Below are 17,878 nucleotides of genomic sequence, written 5' to 3' on the forward strand. Positions count from 1 at the left end.
AACCTCAACACACGAAGGAAAATACGCATGAAAAACCAGTTTGTCGAGACAGCCAACGTAAAACGCTTTTTGGGTGCGCTATCCGCACTCGAACAGCGTGGCGCGCAGGAAGCTTGTCTCGTCGTCATTGATGGTCAGCCTGGACTTGGCAAGACCACGACATTGAAACACTGGGTAGCGCAGAATGGGTGTGTGTATCTGCGCGCTAAAAAGGAATGGTCGCCAAGCTGGTTCATGAACGAACTTTTGGAAAATCTGCGGGTTACGCCGCCGCATTCGTTCCCGAAAAAATATGCCAAGGCGTTAGAGGAACTGGCGATGCGCCAGAACTCGGCCATGTTGGATCGCCGGGCTTTCGGGCTGGTCATTGATGAGGCGGATCATATTTCCTCCAAGTCGAGCATTCTCGAAACTATCCGCGATATTTCGGACATGATTGAGTTGCCGACTGTTCTTGTCGGCATGGGAAAGGTCGCTGATCATCTGGCACGGTTCCCGCAGGTCGCTTCGCGTGTGTCGCAGCGGGTTAGCTTCCAGCCAGCATCCAAGGATGATGTGAAGGCGCTGATAACGGCGCGTTGCGAAGTCAAAGTGGCCGATGACCTGATAGATTTCGTTCTGAAGGTCAGTCAGGGCTTGAACCGCGAGGTTCTGGAAGCCATCGCCAATATTGAACGCTTTGGCCTGCGCTTTGATGCAGGTGATGAAGGCGTGACCCTGTCCGACATGGCCGGTCAGGTCATCATGAATAATCGTCATTCAAATAAGCCAGTCATGATCCCGGAGACGTTCTAATGAAATGCGCACCGGGAGAAGCTTCGACCATCATATTGCAGCACCTGACTGACGGGACCTGTCAGACGATTGACCAGTTAGAAGCGGTGCTACCGTTAAACCGCAAGCAGATTTCTGGCGGAGCAGCCAGCCTTATCAATCGTGGATACTTGGATCGCGTTGAGATTGGTTGCTATTGCCTGACGCCGAAGGGCGTGAAAGCAGCACAGCGTGGCGAACAGATAACGAGCGGTCCTATTGGTGGTCCGCTGACATGCAAGAGCCGTCGCCCTTGGCGCAGCACCTTTCGTCAACGTGCTTGGAACGCGATGCGCATGAGCGGAACGTTTATGGTGGCAGATGTGGTTATTGCTGCCGCCAAGGATGACAAAAACCCGGAAGAAAATCTGCTTGGCTATTTGCGTCATCTCAGCCGCTCCAGATACGTCGTAGCTATGCCGCCGAGCAAGAGCGGTTCTCGGCAGAACAGCAAAAGTTGCAGGCGTTTCAGACTTATCAAAGATACGGGGCCAGTTGCTCCAGAGTGGCGATCAGCATTGCGCGCATTGTGGGACCACAATCTCGAGCGCTTCACCGCAGATGACCGAGGTTCGCTATGCGACAGATGAACCTCATGACTTTGGCAGACCCAAAATGGGTTGATGTTTTGCGCGCAGAAGCTGGAAAGCCTAAGCGCACGAAAAAGGCGATTGCCGATGAGCTTGGTGTTTCCCGCACTGCAATCTCGCTGATCTGCGACGGGAAGTACTCGGCCAAGATGGACAAGGTGTCGGCCAAGCTCGCACCGAAAGTCATGGCTATGTACGCCTGCAAAATGTGGTGTCCGTATCTGCATAGCGATCTGACGCCGGAAGCCTGCCGCCATCATGCAAGCGCCCCCATGCCGACAAGCGATCCCGACAAGCTGCGCCATTGGGCGGCTTGCCGGAATTGCCCTCACAATCCCGTTTCAACCAATTCCGAGGTGAAAAATGCTGTCTGACACAGTGGTGCAGTGGCGCGCTTTTCTTATGCCTCTCGTCCGAGAGGTAGATGCTCCTGAATTGCTTCTAACGCTTCGCCTGATGGAACTTGAGGCGCGGCACATGGAAATGACGATTGAGTATCTGACAGGCCGTCCACACGCACCGCTGAATGATCAGCTGCTTTCATTCCCCTCATCACCTGAAGAACTTCAAAAGGAGACTACAAATGCTCTCTGACAACATCCGTGAAATGCGCCGCGAATTTCAGAATGCTCTGCTTGAACACAACGGCGGCGACATCGTGATTTCTGGCGAGAACCTCCAGAGCTTCGCGATCGCCCTCGTCATGTTTGAAGATGAAGCGTTGAACATGGAAGAAAAACTCGGCGTTAGGCCGGTTTTGACCAATGCCTGCGGCAGCGTCGTAGTTCCGCTTCGCCCATCCAATCGACCCCGCCCACAACTCACCGTCATCCATGGCGATGGCGGCGATGTAGCGTGAACCACTTTCCAGAAGGAACCATCACAATGAACGTTAGAATTTCACCAACCATCCCGACCGAAGAACACGGCGGCGTGTCGTATGTTAATAAGGGCAAGGGCGAAATGATTGCCCTGTCAGCTATTAAACCAGAGCACATTGAGGAAGATGAGCTCGTTCGCCGTCTCACGATCAAAGCGGCAGAAGTGAACCGGATTTTGGCCACACTTCGTACCGAGGTCTTTGACGATGTGGTGGCGTATCGCGAACTGCTGGCGGAAAAATACAACGTCAAGCGCCGTGGTACCAAGGGCAACATAACGCTGACCACGGTTGATACCAGCCTGCGCTTGACCATTCAGGTTTCTGAAACCTTGACCTTTGGCCCTGAACTGGAGGTTGCCAAGGAGATTATTGACGGCTGCATTCGTCGGTGGTCGGAAGGCTCTAACGACAATATCCGCGCTCTGATTGATCAGGCGTTTCAGGTCGATAAACAGGGCAAGCTCAACACTGATCGCATCCTCGGCCTAAAACGTCTGAAAATCACCGACGACACAGGCGAATGGGAAAAGGCCATGACGGTGATTTCTGATTCAGTTCGCGTCATGGCCTCGAAGGAACATGCCCGGTTTTATTCCGTCGATAAGGATACGGGAAACACAGCCCGTATTCCGCTTGATCTGGCGAATGCGTGAGGCAGATATGATTTCTGAAGCAATCCGCAAGCGTATTAATGCCCTGCGTCAGCGCACAACGGCGCGGGGCTTCACTGAGGCAGAGGCTATGGAGGCCGCTGCCAAGGTTGCCGAAATGATGCTTGAGCATGGCCTTCATGACAATGATCTAGAGATGACGCAAGACGCTGCCGGTTTGACTGGATCATTGCGATCTGCCCGTGCATCACTTTGGCCAGTTATAGCACATTGCACGAATACAGCGGCGCTTATGTCCAGTTCGCTTGATGGTCGTGTCATGATCTATGTCGGCAAAGAGCCGGGACCGGAAATTGCCGTTTATCTTCATGATGTGTGCGAGACCGCAATTAATCATGAAATCAAGCGCTTTAAGAAGGGCGAGTTTTATAGTCGTCGCCGCTCAACCGCCACGCGCAAACAGGCTGTGACAGATTTTACCGTTGGCCTAGTCGCGAGTTTAAAGGGGCAACTCTACAATCTCTTCAAGCCGAACATTTCTGCAATTGCGTTGCGTGAAGCGGAATTCGAACGCGAGCGTCGTTATCCAGACACGCGAACCATCAAAACGCCTGCGAAGAAAACCCGCTTCGATCATGCCCGATATGCAGGTGCGATGGCGGGAGAGAATGTAAATATTTCGCGTGGTGTGAATGGAAGAGAGCCGCAGAAATTAATCGGTGGTGCAAGATGATGCTATCCGAGAAATTATCTTACTTTTTTACCGAACAACAAGGCGCATGTGGCCGAGATCACGAAACCGATCATAATCATCATCATGTATACGAAAAAGGTCGCCGTAAGTTCGCTTGTTTGATTGATAACAATCTCCCAAGCAGCATAGCCCATGAAGGCGAGTGCGAAGCTCAATGCCCCAAAGACGCCGTTTGCAATCAACCTGATCATACTCAATTTCCTCAAAAGAATTGGGCTGACGTTAGTCTTTGCAGAAAATTAGTGCAAGCACAGCGCGGGCTTCTAGCATGAATACTATTGCAGTCATCAATATCGCTTGCCAGCAACTCGGGCTAGATGATGAAACGAAACGCGCTCTTTATGTTCGCATGACGGGCATTAATTCGCTTCGTGTCATGTCAGAACGCCAGCGGCTTATTGTAATAGATGAGTTGAAGCGTCTAGGCTTTAAGATGAAAACCGGCGGCAAAAAGCTGCCCGTTGCAACCAAACCGTATATCCGCCTGATCCACGCTCTTTGGCGCTCTTGCCATCAAAAGGGTGTTATCAGGGACGGTTCTCGCTCGGCCTTGCGGACCTTTGTAAAGGGCCACACGAAAATAGATGACCCGGATTTTCTAACGTTTGAGCAGGCCGATCCGATTATCAAAGTCCTGAAGGCTATGGAAAAGCGCGGGGCAGCGGCTGCATGACGCAATCACCGTCCCTGCCAAAAATTCCCGCATCGCTTCAGGATGTCACTGATACGCTCGGCGTTTCAGTGACATTGAAGCTGATTGCGCATTTTGGTGGAACAGAGGTCCGGTTTCCAAAATTTCCTAACGATGAACATCCTGTTATTAAGGCTCTTGGCAAAGAGGATGGTACGGCGCTATGTAAGTTCCTGTCGGGCGATCCTATCTATGTGCCACATATGCAAGCCCGCAAATCTGCTCGTCGTGATGTAATAGCTTTACGCGAGAAGGGTTGCCGGGGACCGGAAATCGCTCGCACGTTGGGTATCTCTCAACGTCATGTCCGCCGGGTTGCCAACAGACCCGCGCCAGTAAACCAGTTTGATCTTTTCATAGTTGATGACGACCAAGATTGATCTGTACGGACCTATCGTCCTGTAAGGGCTGAAAGCCCATTAACCCAATGTCTCGCTAAAGTTTCCACGCTTGCGAGGCGCGATGTCCACGATCCGAAATCCCACTACGTTCTTTTCATATATTCGCCGTGCGCCTTTCGGCGGTCGCCTGACGCAAGGTCAGATTGACGGTATCCATGCCATTCTTGCAGAGTCCGAAAAACGCCGCGTATCTGACGAAGATACCGCTTACATGCTCGCAACGGCATTTCACGAAACTGGCGGCAAGATGCAGCCAATTCGTGAAAACCTGAATTACACAACCGCCGAAAAAATTAGAAAGACTTGGCCTACGCGCTTTAAGACCAACGCCAGCGCAGAGCCTTTTGTCCGGAAAGCGCAGAAGCTTGCCAACTATGTATATGGCGGTCGGCTTGGCAATACCGCGCCAAATGACGGGTGGATTTATCGCGGCGATGGCCTGCCACAGCTTACCGGAAAAGATAACTTTGAAAAGTTCGGCGTTAAGCCGGGTATGAGTTTGCTTACATCGGTTCGCGTCATGTTTGACGGCATGATTAAAGGCATGTTTACCGGCAAGAAACTCTCTGATTATTTTAACGATGGTATCGATGATCCAATTGGCGCGCGCGCAATCGTCAATGGCACGGACAAGGCGAAACTAATCGCCGGTTATCACAAAAATTTTCTCGATTCCATTGTTGCAGCCAATGAGTTTGATCAACCAGCAGACATTAGCCCGGCACTCGCCACAGCCGATGACGTGAAGCCATCCGCCAGTGGCTCGGTCAAGAGCTTGCTCGGTGGTGTGTTCGGCACAGCTGGCCTTTCGGCTATCCTCGGTGTCGACAATCCTTGGGGTTTCGGAGTAGCGGCTTTACTTCTGACTTTGGGTTTCGGCGCGCTGTTTATGTTCGCTTCCGGCCGGTGGTCGGTCAACGTTATTAAAGGCAAATAATGTTTGCATCTTTCTTACGTTGGCTAACGGCGGATTTCACGGGCGCGTTGACCCGCGCCTATGAAATGAAGCTGAAGGCCGAAAACGACGAACAGCGGCTTATCGCTGATACGGCCATCGCCGACATTACTCGTCAGATTGATGCAGCCAGTAATGCGCGAGAAATCCGGCTGGCTTCAGCTGGTTTCTGGGAAATGCGGCTGATCACATCCATCATCGCCGGTTGCTTTGCGTTGCACCTTTTACTGGTGACGCTCGACACTTGCTTTGCTCTTGGCTGGAAGATCGCGAAATTCCCTGCACCTTTTGATGAGTGGCAGGGAGCAATCCTTCTTTCGTTCTTTGGAATTCAGGCGGTCGGCGGGGGCCTGAATGCTATTGCTGCCGCCATAAGAGGACGTAAATGACCGGCCCTGAAACCATCTTTGGCCTAAAAACCGCAACGCTTCTTTCTTCATGCGTTGCTTCGCTTTTGTCTGTCGCATTGGAATGGCGCTCCCATAGCCCCTTCACGGCTATCGGCTCGATCTTTGCCGGTGTCTTTGTTGCGGCTGTTGCAACCGAATTAACGCTTGACGTTCTTGGTGTCGCAGAAAACCCCGGCTCTTGGGGTTACGCTGTTGCAGCTGCTTACGGCATTACTGGCCGCAACCTTATCCTTTGGCTCAAGCAGTCATCGGTTAATCCACTGTTACTCGTCAAAGAGTTCTTTGGCCTTGGCAAAGGCGGTGACAAGTAATGGCGAGTGATCAGGATACCCGCCGCAAGGCCCGGTCTGACTATGTTTATCGCCGCATGGCGATTGCGACAATTGCGATGACGTTGAACGTTAGTCAGGCAACAATCGGGCGCTGGAAGAAGTCAGCCAAGGATAATGGCGACGACTGGGATATGGCTCGTTCGGCTGCGACTATTGCCGGTGAAGGGCTAGACATCGTCGTTTCGTCGGTGACGGAAGATTTCGTCATCATGGCGCAGGCGCTTCTTGATGAGGTGAAGAACAACAAGGAGCTGACGCTCGATCAGAAGATCAAGCACATGGTCGCGCTCGGTGATGCCATGGTCAAGGTCACCGCCTCGGCAGGTAAACTTGCGCCAAAGATTTCAGAGCTTGGCGTTGCGCAGTCGGTCGTTCAGCACCTTGTAAGCTTCGTTCAGGAGCAATTCCCACAGCACATTTCCGTTGTGCAGGAAATTCTTGTCCCGTTTGGTGACCGTATTGCGAGTGCATTTGCGCCATGAAGCGTCCGAACCTGAAAGCCAAAGTCAGCGAGAAGGATTTCCGTGAATGGATATCCGGCAAGGCTGACGAATTAGCCCGCTGGGTCGATCTTTCGGTATCAGCTTTCCCAGCCGATCCGAAGGCGAAAGCCGCACGTCTGGCTCAGGCAAAACATCCCGAAACTGGCTTTCAGTTCTTTCTAGAAACCTATTTGCCGCATTATGTGAAAGGTGAGCATAGCCTCTTTCACAAGGCAATTTTTGCGCGTGTTCCCGAAATCCTTGCCACTGAAAAAGGCGTTAGGGATTTGTTTGTTGCGCCGCGTGGTTCATCCAAGTCTACGCATCTATCGCTCGGCTTTGCGCTTTATTGCATCTGTCTCGGTCTGAAGCGCTATATTCTGGAGGTCTGCGACGTGTATGCGCAGGCCGCACTTTTGATTGAGGCAATCAAGGCAGAACTCACCGAAAACCCACGCCTTTCTTATGATTTTCCGGACGTGACCGGCGCGGGTCGTGTTTGGCGTGAGGGTGAGATTGTCACGAAAAGCAATGTCCGCATTGAAGGACTTGGCGCGTTGCAAAAGCTGCGCGGTCGCCGCCACGGCCCTTATCGTCCTGATCTTATGTTCTTTGATGATCTGGAAAATGACGAGCAGGTACGTTCGCCTGATCAGCGTAAGAAGCTGGAAACATGGATCAAGCGCGCTGCTTTGAAAGTTGGTCCGCCCGATGGTTCAATGGATGTAATCTGGGTCGGCACGGTTCTGCATTATGATGCGGTGCTTGTTCGTGCGTCGAAGTCGCCAGTCTGGCGGGTTGCTGAGTTTCAGGCAATCATTCGCTTTCCGGATCGCATGGACCTCTGGGACAGCTTTGAGGAAGTCTATAATAATGACGGTGAGAAAACCGCTCTGGACTTCTATGCTGTTCACAAAGACCAGATGGATGCAGGTGCTATTGTTAACTGGCCTGCGCTCCAGCCACTCATCTGGCTCATGCTGGAACGTGCATCTGACCATGACAGCTTTCAGACCGAGTATCAGAATAAGCCGATCAATGCCGGTAGTCCGTTCAGCGCTTTAAAGTTCTGGACACTTCGTCAGCCCGACCTCATTCATTTTGGTGCTGTTGATCCGTCACTTGGCAAAAAGGGGCATGGTCGCGATCCGAGCGCGATATTGATTGGTGGCTTTAACCGTCTCCATGGCACGATGGACATACTGGAGGCTTCAATCCGCCGCCGCCTGCCGGATATTATTATCTCCGACATCATCACGTTTCAGAAGCAGTATCGCTGCTTGCTCTGGTTCGTGGAAGCGGTTCAGTTTCAGGAGTTTCTACGAACCACGCTGATGACCACGGCCGCAAAGCAGGGTGTCGGCATATCTGCAATTCCGATTATTCCTAACGCGGATAAGGATTTACGCATTGAGCGTCTACAACCGCCAACAGCTGCCGGTTTGATCCGTCTTAACCAGACGCAACAGACGCTGATTGATCAGCTCCAGCAATGGCCTGACGCCGATCATGATGACGGTCCTGATTGCCTCGACATGCTGTGGCAGAACGCTTTGCATTATTCGGGTGGAAATCAGGGCGGTGCACTTGGCGGGATTATGAGTGCCACTGGCGGCGGCGCTAATCATTACGGAGACTATCGACTATGAAAGCTGACGCGGCACCCGTCACGGATGAAAACCGGAAGAACCTGCCTGCCGGGGCAAAGATGCTCGTCGCGACTGCACGCAACGATATCACAATTCCGTACTATTCAGGTGTTTTGCAACATGCCGATGATACGCTCATCCAGCGTGGCGGTGGCAAGGGCCTTAAAATCTATGATGAGATTGAGCGTGATACACATGCCAGCGCTATGCTTCAGAAGCGCAAGCGTGTCGTCTTATCTCGCGAATGGGAATTGAAGCCGAAATCATCGAGCGCGCTTGATGTCAAAGCTGCGGATTTCTGCCGCGACGTTATCGGCAATCTGCCATTCGATCAAATTTGCGAGGATATGCTCGACGCGACGCTAAAGGGTTTTTCCGTTTCAGAAATCGTGTGGAAGCGTGATGGCGCGAATATTATGCCCGACCAGATCGTTGCACATGATCAGCGCCGATTTGCTTTTGACGAGGGTTGGAACCCGCGTTTGCTCACATGGACAAACATGCACAACGGCGAGGAACTGCCACAACGCAAGTTCATGGTGCATCGGTTTGGTGTGAAGGGTAACAATCCATATGGCCTCGGCCTAGGATCAAAGCTTTTCTGGCCGGTGCTGTTCAAGCGCGAAGGCATAACATTCTGGCTGCACTTTCTTGAGAAGTTCGCCAGTCCGACCGTTATAGGTTTCACGCCCTATGGAACGCTTTCAGAAGAGCAGAACAATCTGCTCAATCAATTGAGCAACTTGCGTGGGCGTTCTGCCATCACTGCGCCAGTCGGAACCGACATTAAATTTTTGGAAGCGGCTCGGAGCGGCTCGGTTACCTATCAGGATTTTCTTTCCTATTGGGACAAGCAAATATCGATCTGCGTTAACGGCGAGACGCTCACAACCGATATCGGTAGCTCTGGATCGCGTGCGGCTTCTGAAACCCACGCCGATCAACTTGACATGGGCGGCGATAGCGACAGCGATCTTTTGTCAGGCACATTGCGCAGCGATTTTCTAACGTGGTTGGTGGCTTACAACTATCCCGGCGCTGGCGTTCCATCAGTTTGGCGCATTCGTCAAAAGAACGAACGTCAGGCAGCTGATACGCGTAAAGCGAAAGCCGATGCTGCGAAGTCCGTCGATGAGGCCCTAATCCAGCTGGTTATCACTGCCGCGCAATTTGATGATGATGCAGCTGCTCGTGACTACATCACGTCATTTGATCTTACGAGCAATCTATCCGACGAAACGATAGACCGGCTGATTGAAGCAAGATTTGCGTTCATGGAAGGCGGCAAGCGTGACCGCGATCTGCGCAATATCGCAAACTCATCATCTGCATTTGCTTCATTGTTTGACGCTGCCCCTAAAAAAAAAGTCCATAATCTAGCCTGCTTTGCAGAAACCGATGTTCAAGTCTCATTAGCGGAACGGCTTGAAGACGCGGCGCTGCCATTCTTCCAGCGCCGCATTGATGCTGTTCGGAGAGTTTTCGATCAGGCAGGAGACTGGAGCCAAGCATCCGCGTCGCTTCTTGGACTTGCCGCACTTTGGTCTCCAGATCGTCTTGCAGCGACTATTCGCGATTGCTTGGACCTTTCCGCAATGCTTGGTCGTGAAGCCGTGTTTCAGGACGTTGAGGATGCTGAAAGCTTTGCCGATGTTGGCGTTTTTAAGCAGCAGTTTAAGGAACAGATCGACTTTCTTAAACAAAAGCGGACGACTCCAACGAAGGCATGGACCGATGCAATGCGCGGTATGCATGACCGCGCATTTGTTATCGCAGGCGCAACCGATCTCGACATGCTGTCAGATTTTCAGAATGTCATTGTTAAAGCCATTGCAGACGGCACAACGTTAGAGGATTTCCGAAAGGACTTTGATCGGATCGTCTCGCAATATGGCTGGAGCTATAAAGGTGAACGCGGCTGGCGCACCCGCGTCATCTTTGAAACCAATGTTCGAACAAGCTATATGGCCGGTCGCCTCAAACAGATGCGTGATCCGGACGTGGTTCGGCTGCGCCCATTTTGGCAGTATCGACATGGGGAGACGCGTGTTCCATTGCATCCCCGCAAGCAGCACTTGGCGTGGCATGGCACTATTTTGCGTTATGATGATCCTTGGTGGGAAAAGCATTTTCCACCAAACGGCTGGGTTTGCTCATGTGGCGTTCGTACATTGTCGGAATCCGATCTGACAAGGCTTGGCAAGACTGGACCTGATCAGACTCCGGGTGAGCTTTTCAGCCCGACACTTGATCCCGTAACCGGCCAGCTGACGGAAAAGCCGCAAGGCATAGACTATGGCTGGGATTACATGCCCGGCCATCTGTGGGAACAGGGCCTAACACCAGCCTTGATTGATAATGGCGGAGCTTTAATTCCGAACGCATCGCGCTTTGCTGGATCGGTCGGTGGGGAGCCGATTAGCAATTTGCTTGAGAAAGCAAAGCCGTTTCAGGCGGAAGTCCTTGATGTTGATACTTCCATCCAGCAGGCCGTTGATGCGTTTCTTGAACCCTTTGGCGCTTCATCGGAAAATGCCAGCTTGTTTGAAGACAAGGCGGGAAATCGGATGGCAATCAGCGAGCAGCTGTTTCAATCCGAGGGCGGTGCTCTCAAGATTCCCAGCGATCAGAAAACCCTAACGCCATTGATGGCGGAAACATTAATCGATCCTGACGAAATCTGGCTGGGCGTTTCGGAGAAAGTTAGCCAGGACAAAGCCGGTGAGAGTTTAGTGGAACGCCGATACCTGCGTGTTGATGAAACGCGAGGACTAACCATTGTCATGCAAATGGGCCAGCGCGCTTGGAATGTTGTTGTCGAGCGTGGCGGGATCAGAGGCGGTTTGCTCGATGTCTGGCGTAATGGGAAGCTGGCTTTCAAGCGCAAATGATAATCGCGGCCTGCCGCTTCATTCGTCAAAATCGTCGTGAGGTAATTCATGTCTGGCGTCAGCATCAAACATAGCATCACCATCAACGATGCAGACATGCTCACTAAGCTGAAGCAGATGGTTGACCGTATGGATAACCCGGTTGGGTTTTATCGCAATGTCGGTGAGCATATGCTCAATTCGCTCGGTGATAATTTCGACAGGCAGGCCGCGCCTGATGGCACACCTTGGAAGCCATTGAAGTCAGCGACGGTCAAGGCGCGTGAGAAAAAGCGCCTGACCCCGATCACGATACTGCGCGCTCGCGGACGGCTCAGAGGTTCATTCAACCTTCAAGCAACCGTTGAAGGGGCAACGCTTGGCTCACCGCTCGAATATGCCGCAATCCATTTCTTGGGTGGCAAGATCGAGAAGAAGGCTCGCCAGCACACAATCTATCAGAATTACGATCAGAAGACAGACACGCTGGATCAGCGCTTCAGGAAGAAGAGTAGATCTAACTTTGCCCGCGAGGTGACGGTGGGGGGGCATACGATCACGATTCCAGCGAGACCTTATGCCGGGATATCGAAAGAGGATGAAAAGATAATTTTCGGGATCGCAGATGACTGGTTGCGCGAATGAAATGCGATATCTAAAAAGAGCGCCGCTGACGCGATTTCCATTCTAAGATAGCGCGATGTGCATGTTTTTGATCCACGGCGCGTTAGCCCCCCGTTAGAAACCCTTTAAACAGCCCTTTCATTCGATTTCATGGCTACATTCTTCGTCAAACACTTGAAACAGGAAACTGGCTGGCGCATTCTGCCCGGCATCGGCCCCATCTGATAATTGTACGGACCTATCGTCCGGGCCTCTTTCGAGATCACATCGGGCACATTCGATCCAGAGTTTTAACCGGATCGAACCATGCCAGCCAAATCCCAGACTGCCCGTATTGAAGTTTTCCGCTCCGGCACCTTTACGTCGATGCAGGGAGCCGCACTCAATTATTCAGCTGCTGACCTGAAGGCGGTGGCGGATAATTATGATTACGATACCGCGCCAGCGCCTATTGTTGTCGGCCATCCAAACATTGACGCGCCCGCTTACGGTTGGGTGAAGAGCTTTGATTATGACGCATCGGCTGATCGGCTTTTTGCAAATCTCATCGACATTAATCCTGAATTTGCGGCCGAGGTAAAAAAGGGCAGCTACAAGAAAGTGTCGCTGTCGTTTTTCCGTCCTGACAATGCAGCCAATCCGGTTCCGGACGTTTGGTATCCAAAGCATGTTGGTTTTCTTGGTGGTGCGGCACCGGCAGTCACTGGCCTCAAGAATGTCCAGTTCGGCGCTGAAGGCGATGATGCGGTATTTGCAGCTGACTTTGGTGAGCGTGGTTTCGAGGAAACCGCCAGTCTCCTGCGCATGATGCGCGATTTCTTCATTGAAAAATTCGGTCTGGAAGAAGCTGACAAGGCTTTGCCTGCTTATCGCATCGAATGGCTTGGCGAAATGACCATTGATCCGCCGCGAACAAGCTTTGCTGCGCCACAACCACCCCCGAAACCACAGGAGACTATTGTGTCAAAACCAGATGAGGCGGCTTTTGCCGCACGCGATGCCAATCTAACAGCGCGTGAAAAGCGCCTTGCAGATCGTGAACGCGAACTAGCGCATGAAGACAACGTGTCTTTTGCGGAAAACCTCGCCAAGGAAGGCAAGCTTTTGCCAGCGAACACGGACAAGCTTGTCGCCTTGCTCGATGCGCTTCCTGAAAACGTGACTGTTTCCTTTGCTGCTGGTGAGACGGGTGTATCAATTGCGGACGGCATCCGCGCACTTCTTCAGGAGCAGCCAAAGGCCGTTACGTTTGGGGCCACCACTCTCGGCTCTGGACCGGGTGACGGCGCTAGCCGTGGCGATGCTTCATTTGCCGCTGACGGTAAGAGCGTCGATGCCAATCAGCTGGAAATCCACGACAAGGCGCTGGCCTATCAGCGCCAACATCCCGGCACCGACTATCTCATTGCTGTTCGTGCCGTTTCCTAACGGCCAATTCAAGGAAGGATATCAGCCTTGCGTTACTACCATAGTGTTCTTGCCCTGTCGGTGATTGCCGCAGGCATGTTCGACCAAGCTGACCTTATTGGCTGGGACGATAAAAAAATAACCGCAGACGATGCGCCGGTTCAGGGTATCGCGCAACATCCAGCAACGGAGATCGGCCTTGATATCGCTGTAACGGCCATTGGTTATGACCGCGTCCGCGCGAATGGACCAATCACCAAAGGGCAGCGGGTTATCTCTGCCGCTGCTGGTGGCGTGAAAGCTGCCGAACCCGACTCCGTCAATGATTTCGCAACGGCGCTAACCACCGCAGCCGATGGTGAATTCGTCACCGTTCTCATCCGTTAAGGCCTGTCTTTCTGATTTAGGCTTGAATTTTAAAGGAACTCCGATGCCCGCACTTAATCAGCGCACCGCCGCAGTTGTCGATCCGATCCTATCGACGCATGCGCGTGGCTATCGCAATTCAACTTTCATCTCGTCGGAACTGTTTCCGCGTGTCTCGATCCCGAACCGTTCCATGCGTACGATCCGCTTTGGCAAGGAAAGCTTCCGCCTTCTGAATACACGTCGCGCTCCGGGTGCTGACCGCAAACGTATCCAGTATGGCTATGCCGATGATCCAGTCTCGTTGGCACAGGATTCGCTTGAAGCCGTTGTTCCGACCGAGCATCAGGAAGAGGCCCAATCGGTTCCCGGCATCGATCTTGCTGCGGGTGCTGTCAACATGGTGCTAGACGTGCTCGATCTGACCTTGGAAGTAGACACTGCCAAGTTGGCGCGTGATGCTTCTAAGTATGACGCCAATCACAAGGTTGCGCTGACAGGTGGTGATCGTTGGTCAGACCCGTCATCTGATCCAAAGGCTGATATCGATGAGGCCAAGGAAGCGATCAGACGTTCGGTTGGTCGTTATCCTAATACGCTCGCTCTTGGCCCGAACGCCGCGAACGCTGCCAAAAACCATCCGAAGATCAAGGAGCAGTTCAAGTACACTTCCAAGGAAAGCATTACCATTGAAATGCTTGCTGCTTATTTCGATTTAAAAAAGGTCGTTGTGGGTGCGGCTGTCTATCTTCCGGAAACATCTGACGATAGCGCACTCGCCAACGATGTTTGGGGTGATGATGCGATCCTCGCTTATGTCCCTGAGCTTGGAAACAACTTTCAGGTGCCGAGCTACGCTTACACCTATGAGCTCTTGGGCTATCCGCAGGTCAATCAGCCGTATTTTGAAGATCGCAACGGTTCGTGGATTTATCCAACGACCATTGAACGTCGCGCCACCATCACAGGTGCCGAGGCTGGCTTCCTGATCCAGAACGCTGGCGCGAAGTGAGGATCATCATGGAAAAGAAAACTTGCAACGTCACACTATCCGCACCTGCAAAGATCGGCGGAAAATTCCGGAAAGCCGGGGAGCAGGTTCAGGTCACCGATACTGAACTCATCGATCTTATGCAGGCAAATGCCATTAACAGCGAGAGCGTAAGGGATAATTCATTTTCGCTTGAAGACAGCGATGAACTTGATCTCGAGCTGGAGGAAGCGGCGAAAGCAATGGCGGAAAAGATCGTGGATCAAGCCATTACGGACGCTTTGCTTCCAATCACCAACGAGCGTGACGATCTGAAAATGAAGCTAGAGGCTGAAATCTCTAACGTTTCTGCACTCACTTTGCGTGCTGAAACAGCAGAAAAGTCACTTTCGGAAATGAAACTGACGGAAGATCAAGTTGCGGAAATCCGAGAGGAAGCCCGCAAGGCGTCTGTCGCAAATATAGGCTCAATTGCTGAGTGGCTTGTGGTCGAGGAAAACGCGAAGGCTGTTTCCAAGCTCAACGATACCAAGGCTGCAAAGGCAGTTTCCGAAGCTCTCGGTCGCGAGATCACAGAGCCGGAATACAGGACTGCTGTCACAGCACTTGCACTCTCGAAATAGGCTCCGTCCCTAAACCTCCCAAGCCGGAGCCTTTCGGGGTGGTTGGCCTCAACCTTCCACCCCGTTTCTATTCTTCAAGGATACTGCAATGACCTATGCAACGTTAGACGATTTGATTGCGCGGGCATCGTTAGGCGAAATTCGCCAGATTGCCGACCGCAACCGCGATGGAGAGATTGACCCGGAAGTTATTGCCGAGGCGCTGACCCATGCAGACAATATCGTCAACGGCTATGTCGCTGCAAAGTACAAGCTGCCATTTGCAGCCGTGCCTGATCTGGTCCGGACGTGGGCGATTTCAATCGCTCGTCACAAACTTCATTTCCAAGGGCCACCGGAATACGTGGTCAATGATTACAAGGATGCACTTGCAGCGCTCAAAGATGTTGCGCGCGGTGCTCTGGCTCTTCCCGTTGCTGATGGAGAAATCCCACAGGCTTCAGCAGGTGGTGTCATCGCATCACATCCCGCCGAGGTGTTTTCCAATCATGGTCTGAGGGGCTGGTGATGCTTTCCGCCGTTGTAGAGCGCCTGAAATTAACGGTCACCGACGCACCAGACGTTATCATGGCTGAGGATTTGGATGCGATCATCCAGTCTTTGCAGCGAGATAGCGGCACAATTTTTGTCATTCCGTTTCGCGAACGCGCCAAGGCTAACAGCCTCGCCACCAGCTATCGCCAGCTTATCAATGAGCAGTTTCTTGTTGCCGTCCTTTTACGGCATCACGGCGATGAGCTGGGAACGATGAAGGCGAAACTATTCTCGCCGGTCAAACGAGGCATTGAGCGTGCTTTGGCCGGATGGGAACCGGACGACAACACTGACCCGCTGGAACTTGTCGGCGGTGAAGGTACGCCGATTGGTAATGGTGTCACCGTCTATATCCAGACGTGGGAAACAAACCGTCTTCTAACGCAGGAGGATTGATCATGAACCGGCCATTGAAAGGTGGGCGATACATCCGCGACGCCGAAACCCGGAAATTGACGAAAGCAGAAGAACTTCCGCAATCGTCTGAACCCAAATCCGCAGAAGCGCCAGCTCCTGCCAGCCAACCTGTCAGGAAAGGAAAATAGCCGTGGCGGTTCGTAAACATCGTAAACTGGCAATGCTTCACAAGGTCGAGGCGACCTATGGGGAAGATTCGACGCCTGCTGTCGTTGACGCACTTGTTGCAGCCAATGTCACAATTACTCCTATCGAAGGGCAGGAAGTCTCTCGTGACCTGTTGCTGCCCTACATGGGCAATCAGGGCATTGTGCTTGCTGGCATTTATGGCCGCGTCGAATTTGACATTGAGGTTGCTGGCTCCGGCGCGGCCGGAACGCCGCCAAAGATTGGCTCTATTCTGCGCGTGGCTGGTATGTCCGAAACGATCACGGCCGGTCAGGATGTGACCTACGAGATTGTTGAGGAGGCTGTTGAAAGCGGCTCCCTTTATTTTATCTCTGACAAGGTCCGCCATGTATTGCTCGGCGGTCAGGCGAATATCGCGCCAAGCTTTACGCCGTCCGCTATCCCACGTTTCCGTGTCACTTATCTTGGGCTTTTGGGAACAATTACTGACGTTGCGGTCATGCCAGCTGTGACGACAGCCGAATGGATTACGCCTGATACCGTTTCTAAGGCAAATACCACCATGTCGCTTCATGGTTGGCCATCGGTCGCTGAAAGCCTTTCGATTGATCTTGGCAATGTTCTCACGCCACGTTTCCTCATTGGTGATGAACGTATCCTGATTTCTGATCGCAGCTCGACCGGCACAACGGTTGTTGAGGGGCGCGCATTGTCGGAAGTCGATTGGTTTGATCGTGCTTTGAAGCGCACACGCGGCGAACTCACGCTCACCCACGGCAAGACAGCCGGTAACATTGTCGAAATTACCGCTCCTGCTGTCGAGGTGGGCAAGCCGACGCAAGGCCAGACTGATGGCATCATCAATTACAGTTTGCCGCTCTCCTTCTGCCCAGTCACCGGCATGGACGAGCTGAAGCTCGTTTTCCGCTGATCCCGATAATTTTCTAACGTCAGAAAGTGAAGTCCATGAAATTCGTACTCGTTAGCAATCCGCGTTACTGGTGGCCGGTCACGGTTCGTATTCCCGGTGAAGAAGCCGGTAAAATTGCAGAACAGCAGCTGAAGGTTCTTTTTGAGCCGCAGGGCCGTGATGAGGCGATTGCATCGCAGGAAGCCTACGGCGAGCTTAAGACCGAACGCGAACGTGCCGACCATGAAAAGAAGCAGCTGCTGCTGGTTGTTAAAAATTGGGATGACGTTCTCGGTGAAGATAAAACACCTGTCCCGTTCTCAGAGGAAATTCTGGCGCAGGCCATTCAACAGCGATGGTTCCGTGATGCACTCTATCGCGCATACGCGGAATCGCTTTCCGGTCTGGAAGCCCAGCTGGGAAACTAAAGGCACTG

The 17,878-nt window shown here is 52.5% G+C and carries 25 protein-coding genes; 24 read left to right on the top strand and 1 reads right to left on the bottom strand.

Annotated features, from left to right (window positions below; genetic code table 11):
• Nucleotides 1-27: 27 nt before the first annotated feature.
• The 7 genes from OPR82_RS09690 to OPR82_RS09720 are packed head-to-tail and all read left to right on the top strand — an operon-like array spanning nucleotide 28 to nucleotide 3,630.
• Complete coding sequence (locus tag OPR82_RS09690; RefSeq protein ID WP_265984584.1) at nucleotides 28-795, top strand: AAA family ATPase; 768 nt, start codon at nucleotides 28-30, stop codon at nucleotides 793-795.
• On the top strand, nucleotides 795-1,403 hold the full coding sequence (locus OPR82_RS09695) for a hypothetical protein (protein WP_265984585.1): 609 nt from the start codon (nucleotides 795-797) through the stop codon (nucleotides 1,401-1,403). The genes OPR82_RS09690 and OPR82_RS09695 overlap by 1 nt, the downstream gene beginning before the upstream one ends.
• A gap of 5 nt (nucleotides 1,404-1,408) precedes the next feature.
• Nucleotides 1,409-1,777 carry a MarR family transcriptional regulator gene (locus tag OPR82_RS09700; RefSeq protein WP_265984586.1) on the top strand — a complete coding sequence of 123 codons (369 nt, stop codon included), beginning with the start codon at nucleotides 1,409-1,411 and terminating at the stop codon, nucleotides 1,775-1,777.
• Nucleotides 1,767-1,997, top strand: coding sequence for a hypothetical protein (locus tag OPR82_RS09705; RefSeq protein ID WP_265984587.1), 231 nt, complete (start codon nucleotides 1,767-1,769; stop codon nucleotides 1,995-1,997). Before OPR82_RS09700 ends, OPR82_RS09705 begins: the two co-directional genes overlap by 11 nt.
• Nucleotides 1,987-2,262 (top strand): hypothetical protein, encoded by a 276-nt coding sequence (locus tag OPR82_RS09710; protein ID WP_265984588.1) that lies wholly within the window; start codon nucleotides 1,987-1,989, stop codon nucleotides 2,260-2,262. The genes OPR82_RS09705 and OPR82_RS09710 overlap by 11 nt, the downstream gene beginning before the upstream one ends.
• A 26-nt stretch (nucleotides 2,263-2,288) precedes the next feature.
• On the top strand, nucleotides 2,289-2,939 hold the full coding sequence (locus tag OPR82_RS09715; RefSeq protein ID WP_265984589.1) for a DUF3164 family protein: 651 nt from the start codon (nucleotides 2,289-2,291) through the stop codon (nucleotides 2,937-2,939).
• A gap of 7 nt (nucleotides 2,940-2,946) precedes the next feature.
• Nucleotides 2,947-3,630: a DUF7168 domain-containing protein gene (locus OPR82_RS09720; protein ID WP_265984590.1), complete on the top strand. Its 684-nt coding sequence runs from the start codon at nucleotides 2,947-2,949 to the stop codon at nucleotides 3,628-3,630.
• 14 nt (nucleotides 3,631-3,644) lie between these two features.
• Here OPR82_RS09720 and OPR82_RS09725 read toward each other — a convergent pair whose 3' ends face one another.
• Entirely contained in the window at nucleotides 3,645-3,842 is a 198-nt protein-coding gene (locus OPR82_RS09725) for a hypothetical protein (protein ID WP_265984591.1), read from the bottom strand.
• Nucleotides 3,843-3,919: 77 nt separating this feature from the next.
• On the opposite strand from OPR82_RS09725, the gene OPR82_RS09730 reads away from it, so the two are divergent.
• From OPR82_RS09730 to OPR82_RS09810, 17 genes are all read left to right on the top strand, one after another.
• Nucleotides 3,920-4,324 (top strand): regulatory protein GemA, encoded by a 405-nt coding sequence (locus tag OPR82_RS09730; protein WP_265984592.1) that lies wholly within the window; start codon nucleotides 3,920-3,922, stop codon nucleotides 4,322-4,324.
• Nucleotides 4,321-4,722 carry a helix-turn-helix domain-containing protein gene (locus tag OPR82_RS09735; RefSeq protein WP_265984593.1) on the top strand — a complete coding sequence of 134 codons (402 nt, stop codon included), beginning with the start codon at nucleotides 4,321-4,323 and terminating at the stop codon, nucleotides 4,720-4,722. The genes OPR82_RS09730 and OPR82_RS09735 overlap by 4 nt, the downstream gene beginning before the upstream one ends.
• A gap of 82 nt (nucleotides 4,723-4,804) precedes the next feature.
• Nucleotides 4,805-5,680: a chitinase gene (locus OPR82_RS09740; RefSeq protein ID WP_265984594.1), complete on the top strand. Its 876-nt coding sequence runs from the start codon at nucleotides 4,805-4,807 to the stop codon at nucleotides 5,678-5,680.
• Nucleotides 5,680-6,087 (top strand): hypothetical protein, encoded by a 408-nt coding sequence (locus OPR82_RS09745; RefSeq protein WP_265984595.1) that lies wholly within the window; start codon nucleotides 5,680-5,682, stop codon nucleotides 6,085-6,087. The genes OPR82_RS09740 and OPR82_RS09745 overlap by 1 nt, the downstream gene beginning before the upstream one ends.
• Nucleotides 6,084-6,419: a hypothetical protein gene (locus OPR82_RS09750; RefSeq protein ID WP_265984596.1), complete on the top strand. Its 336-nt coding sequence runs from the start codon at nucleotides 6,084-6,086 to the stop codon at nucleotides 6,417-6,419. The genes OPR82_RS09745 and OPR82_RS09750 overlap by 4 nt, the downstream gene beginning before the upstream one ends.
• Nucleotides 6,419-6,922: a DUF1804 family protein gene (locus OPR82_RS09755; RefSeq protein ID WP_265984597.1), complete on the top strand. Its 504-nt coding sequence runs from the start codon at nucleotides 6,419-6,421 to the stop codon at nucleotides 6,920-6,922. The genes OPR82_RS09750 and OPR82_RS09755 overlap by 1 nt, the downstream gene beginning before the upstream one ends.
• Complete coding sequence (gene terL, locus OPR82_RS09760; RefSeq protein WP_265984598.1) at nucleotides 6,919-8,571, top strand: phage terminase large subunit; 1,653 nt, start codon at nucleotides 6,919-6,921, stop codon at nucleotides 8,569-8,571. The genes OPR82_RS09755 and terL overlap by 4 nt, the downstream gene beginning before the upstream one ends.
• Nucleotides 8,568-11,462: a phage portal protein family protein gene (locus OPR82_RS09765; protein ID WP_265984599.1), complete on the top strand. Its 2,895-nt coding sequence runs from the start codon at nucleotides 8,568-8,570 to the stop codon at nucleotides 11,460-11,462. Before terL ends, OPR82_RS09765 begins: the two co-directional genes overlap by 4 nt.
• Nucleotides 11,463-11,510: 48 nt before the next feature.
• Nucleotides 11,511-12,086, top strand: a complete 576-nt coding sequence (locus OPR82_RS09770) for a phage virion morphogenesis protein (protein WP_265984600.1) — start codon at nucleotides 11,511-11,513, stop codon at nucleotides 12,084-12,086.
• 285 nt (nucleotides 12,087-12,371) lie between these two features.
• A complete protein-coding gene (locus OPR82_RS09775; RefSeq protein WP_265984601.1) occupies nucleotides 12,372-13,493 on the top strand; it encodes a hypothetical protein in 1,122 nt (373 codons plus the stop codon).
• 27 nt (nucleotides 13,494-13,520) lie between these two features.
• Nucleotides 13,521-13,859 carry a hypothetical protein gene (locus tag OPR82_RS09780; RefSeq protein WP_265984602.1) on the top strand — a complete coding sequence of 113 codons (339 nt, stop codon included), beginning with the start codon at nucleotides 13,521-13,523 and terminating at the stop codon, nucleotides 13,857-13,859.
• 43 nt (nucleotides 13,860-13,902) lie between these two features.
• Entirely contained in the window at nucleotides 13,903-14,850 is a 948-nt protein-coding gene (locus OPR82_RS09785) for a major capsid protein (RefSeq protein WP_265984603.1), read from the top strand.
• Nucleotides 14,851-14,858: 8 nt separating this feature from the next.
• Nucleotides 14,859-15,452 carry a hypothetical protein gene (locus OPR82_RS09790; protein ID WP_265984604.1) on the top strand — a complete coding sequence of 198 codons (594 nt, stop codon included), beginning with the start codon at nucleotides 14,859-14,861 and terminating at the stop codon, nucleotides 15,450-15,452.
• Between the two features lie 88 nt (nucleotides 15,453-15,540).
• Entirely contained in the window at nucleotides 15,541-15,960 is a 420-nt protein-coding gene (locus tag OPR82_RS09795) for a gp436 family protein (protein ID WP_265984605.1), read from the top strand.
• Nucleotides 15,960-16,382: a phage tail terminator protein gene (locus OPR82_RS09800; protein ID WP_265984606.1), complete on the top strand. Its 423-nt coding sequence runs from the start codon at nucleotides 15,960-15,962 to the stop codon at nucleotides 16,380-16,382. Before OPR82_RS09795 ends, OPR82_RS09800 begins: the two co-directional genes overlap by 1 nt.
• A 151-nt stretch (nucleotides 16,383-16,533) precedes the next feature.
• Nucleotides 16,534-17,463: a phage tail tube protein gene (locus OPR82_RS09805; protein ID WP_265984607.1), complete on the top strand. Its 930-nt coding sequence runs from the start codon at nucleotides 16,534-16,536 to the stop codon at nucleotides 17,461-17,463.
• 35 nt (nucleotides 17,464-17,498) lie between these two features.
• Nucleotides 17,499-17,870 (top strand): hypothetical protein, encoded by a 372-nt coding sequence (locus OPR82_RS09810; protein WP_265984608.1) that lies wholly within the window; start codon nucleotides 17,499-17,501, stop codon nucleotides 17,868-17,870.
• Nucleotides 17,871-17,878: the final 8 nt, after the last annotated feature.

This window comes from Ochrobactrum chromiisoli, from assembly GCF_026241335.1.
Taxonomy (GTDB): Bacteria; Pseudomonadota; Alphaproteobacteria; order Rhizobiales; family Rhizobiaceae; genus Brucella; species Brucella chromiisoli.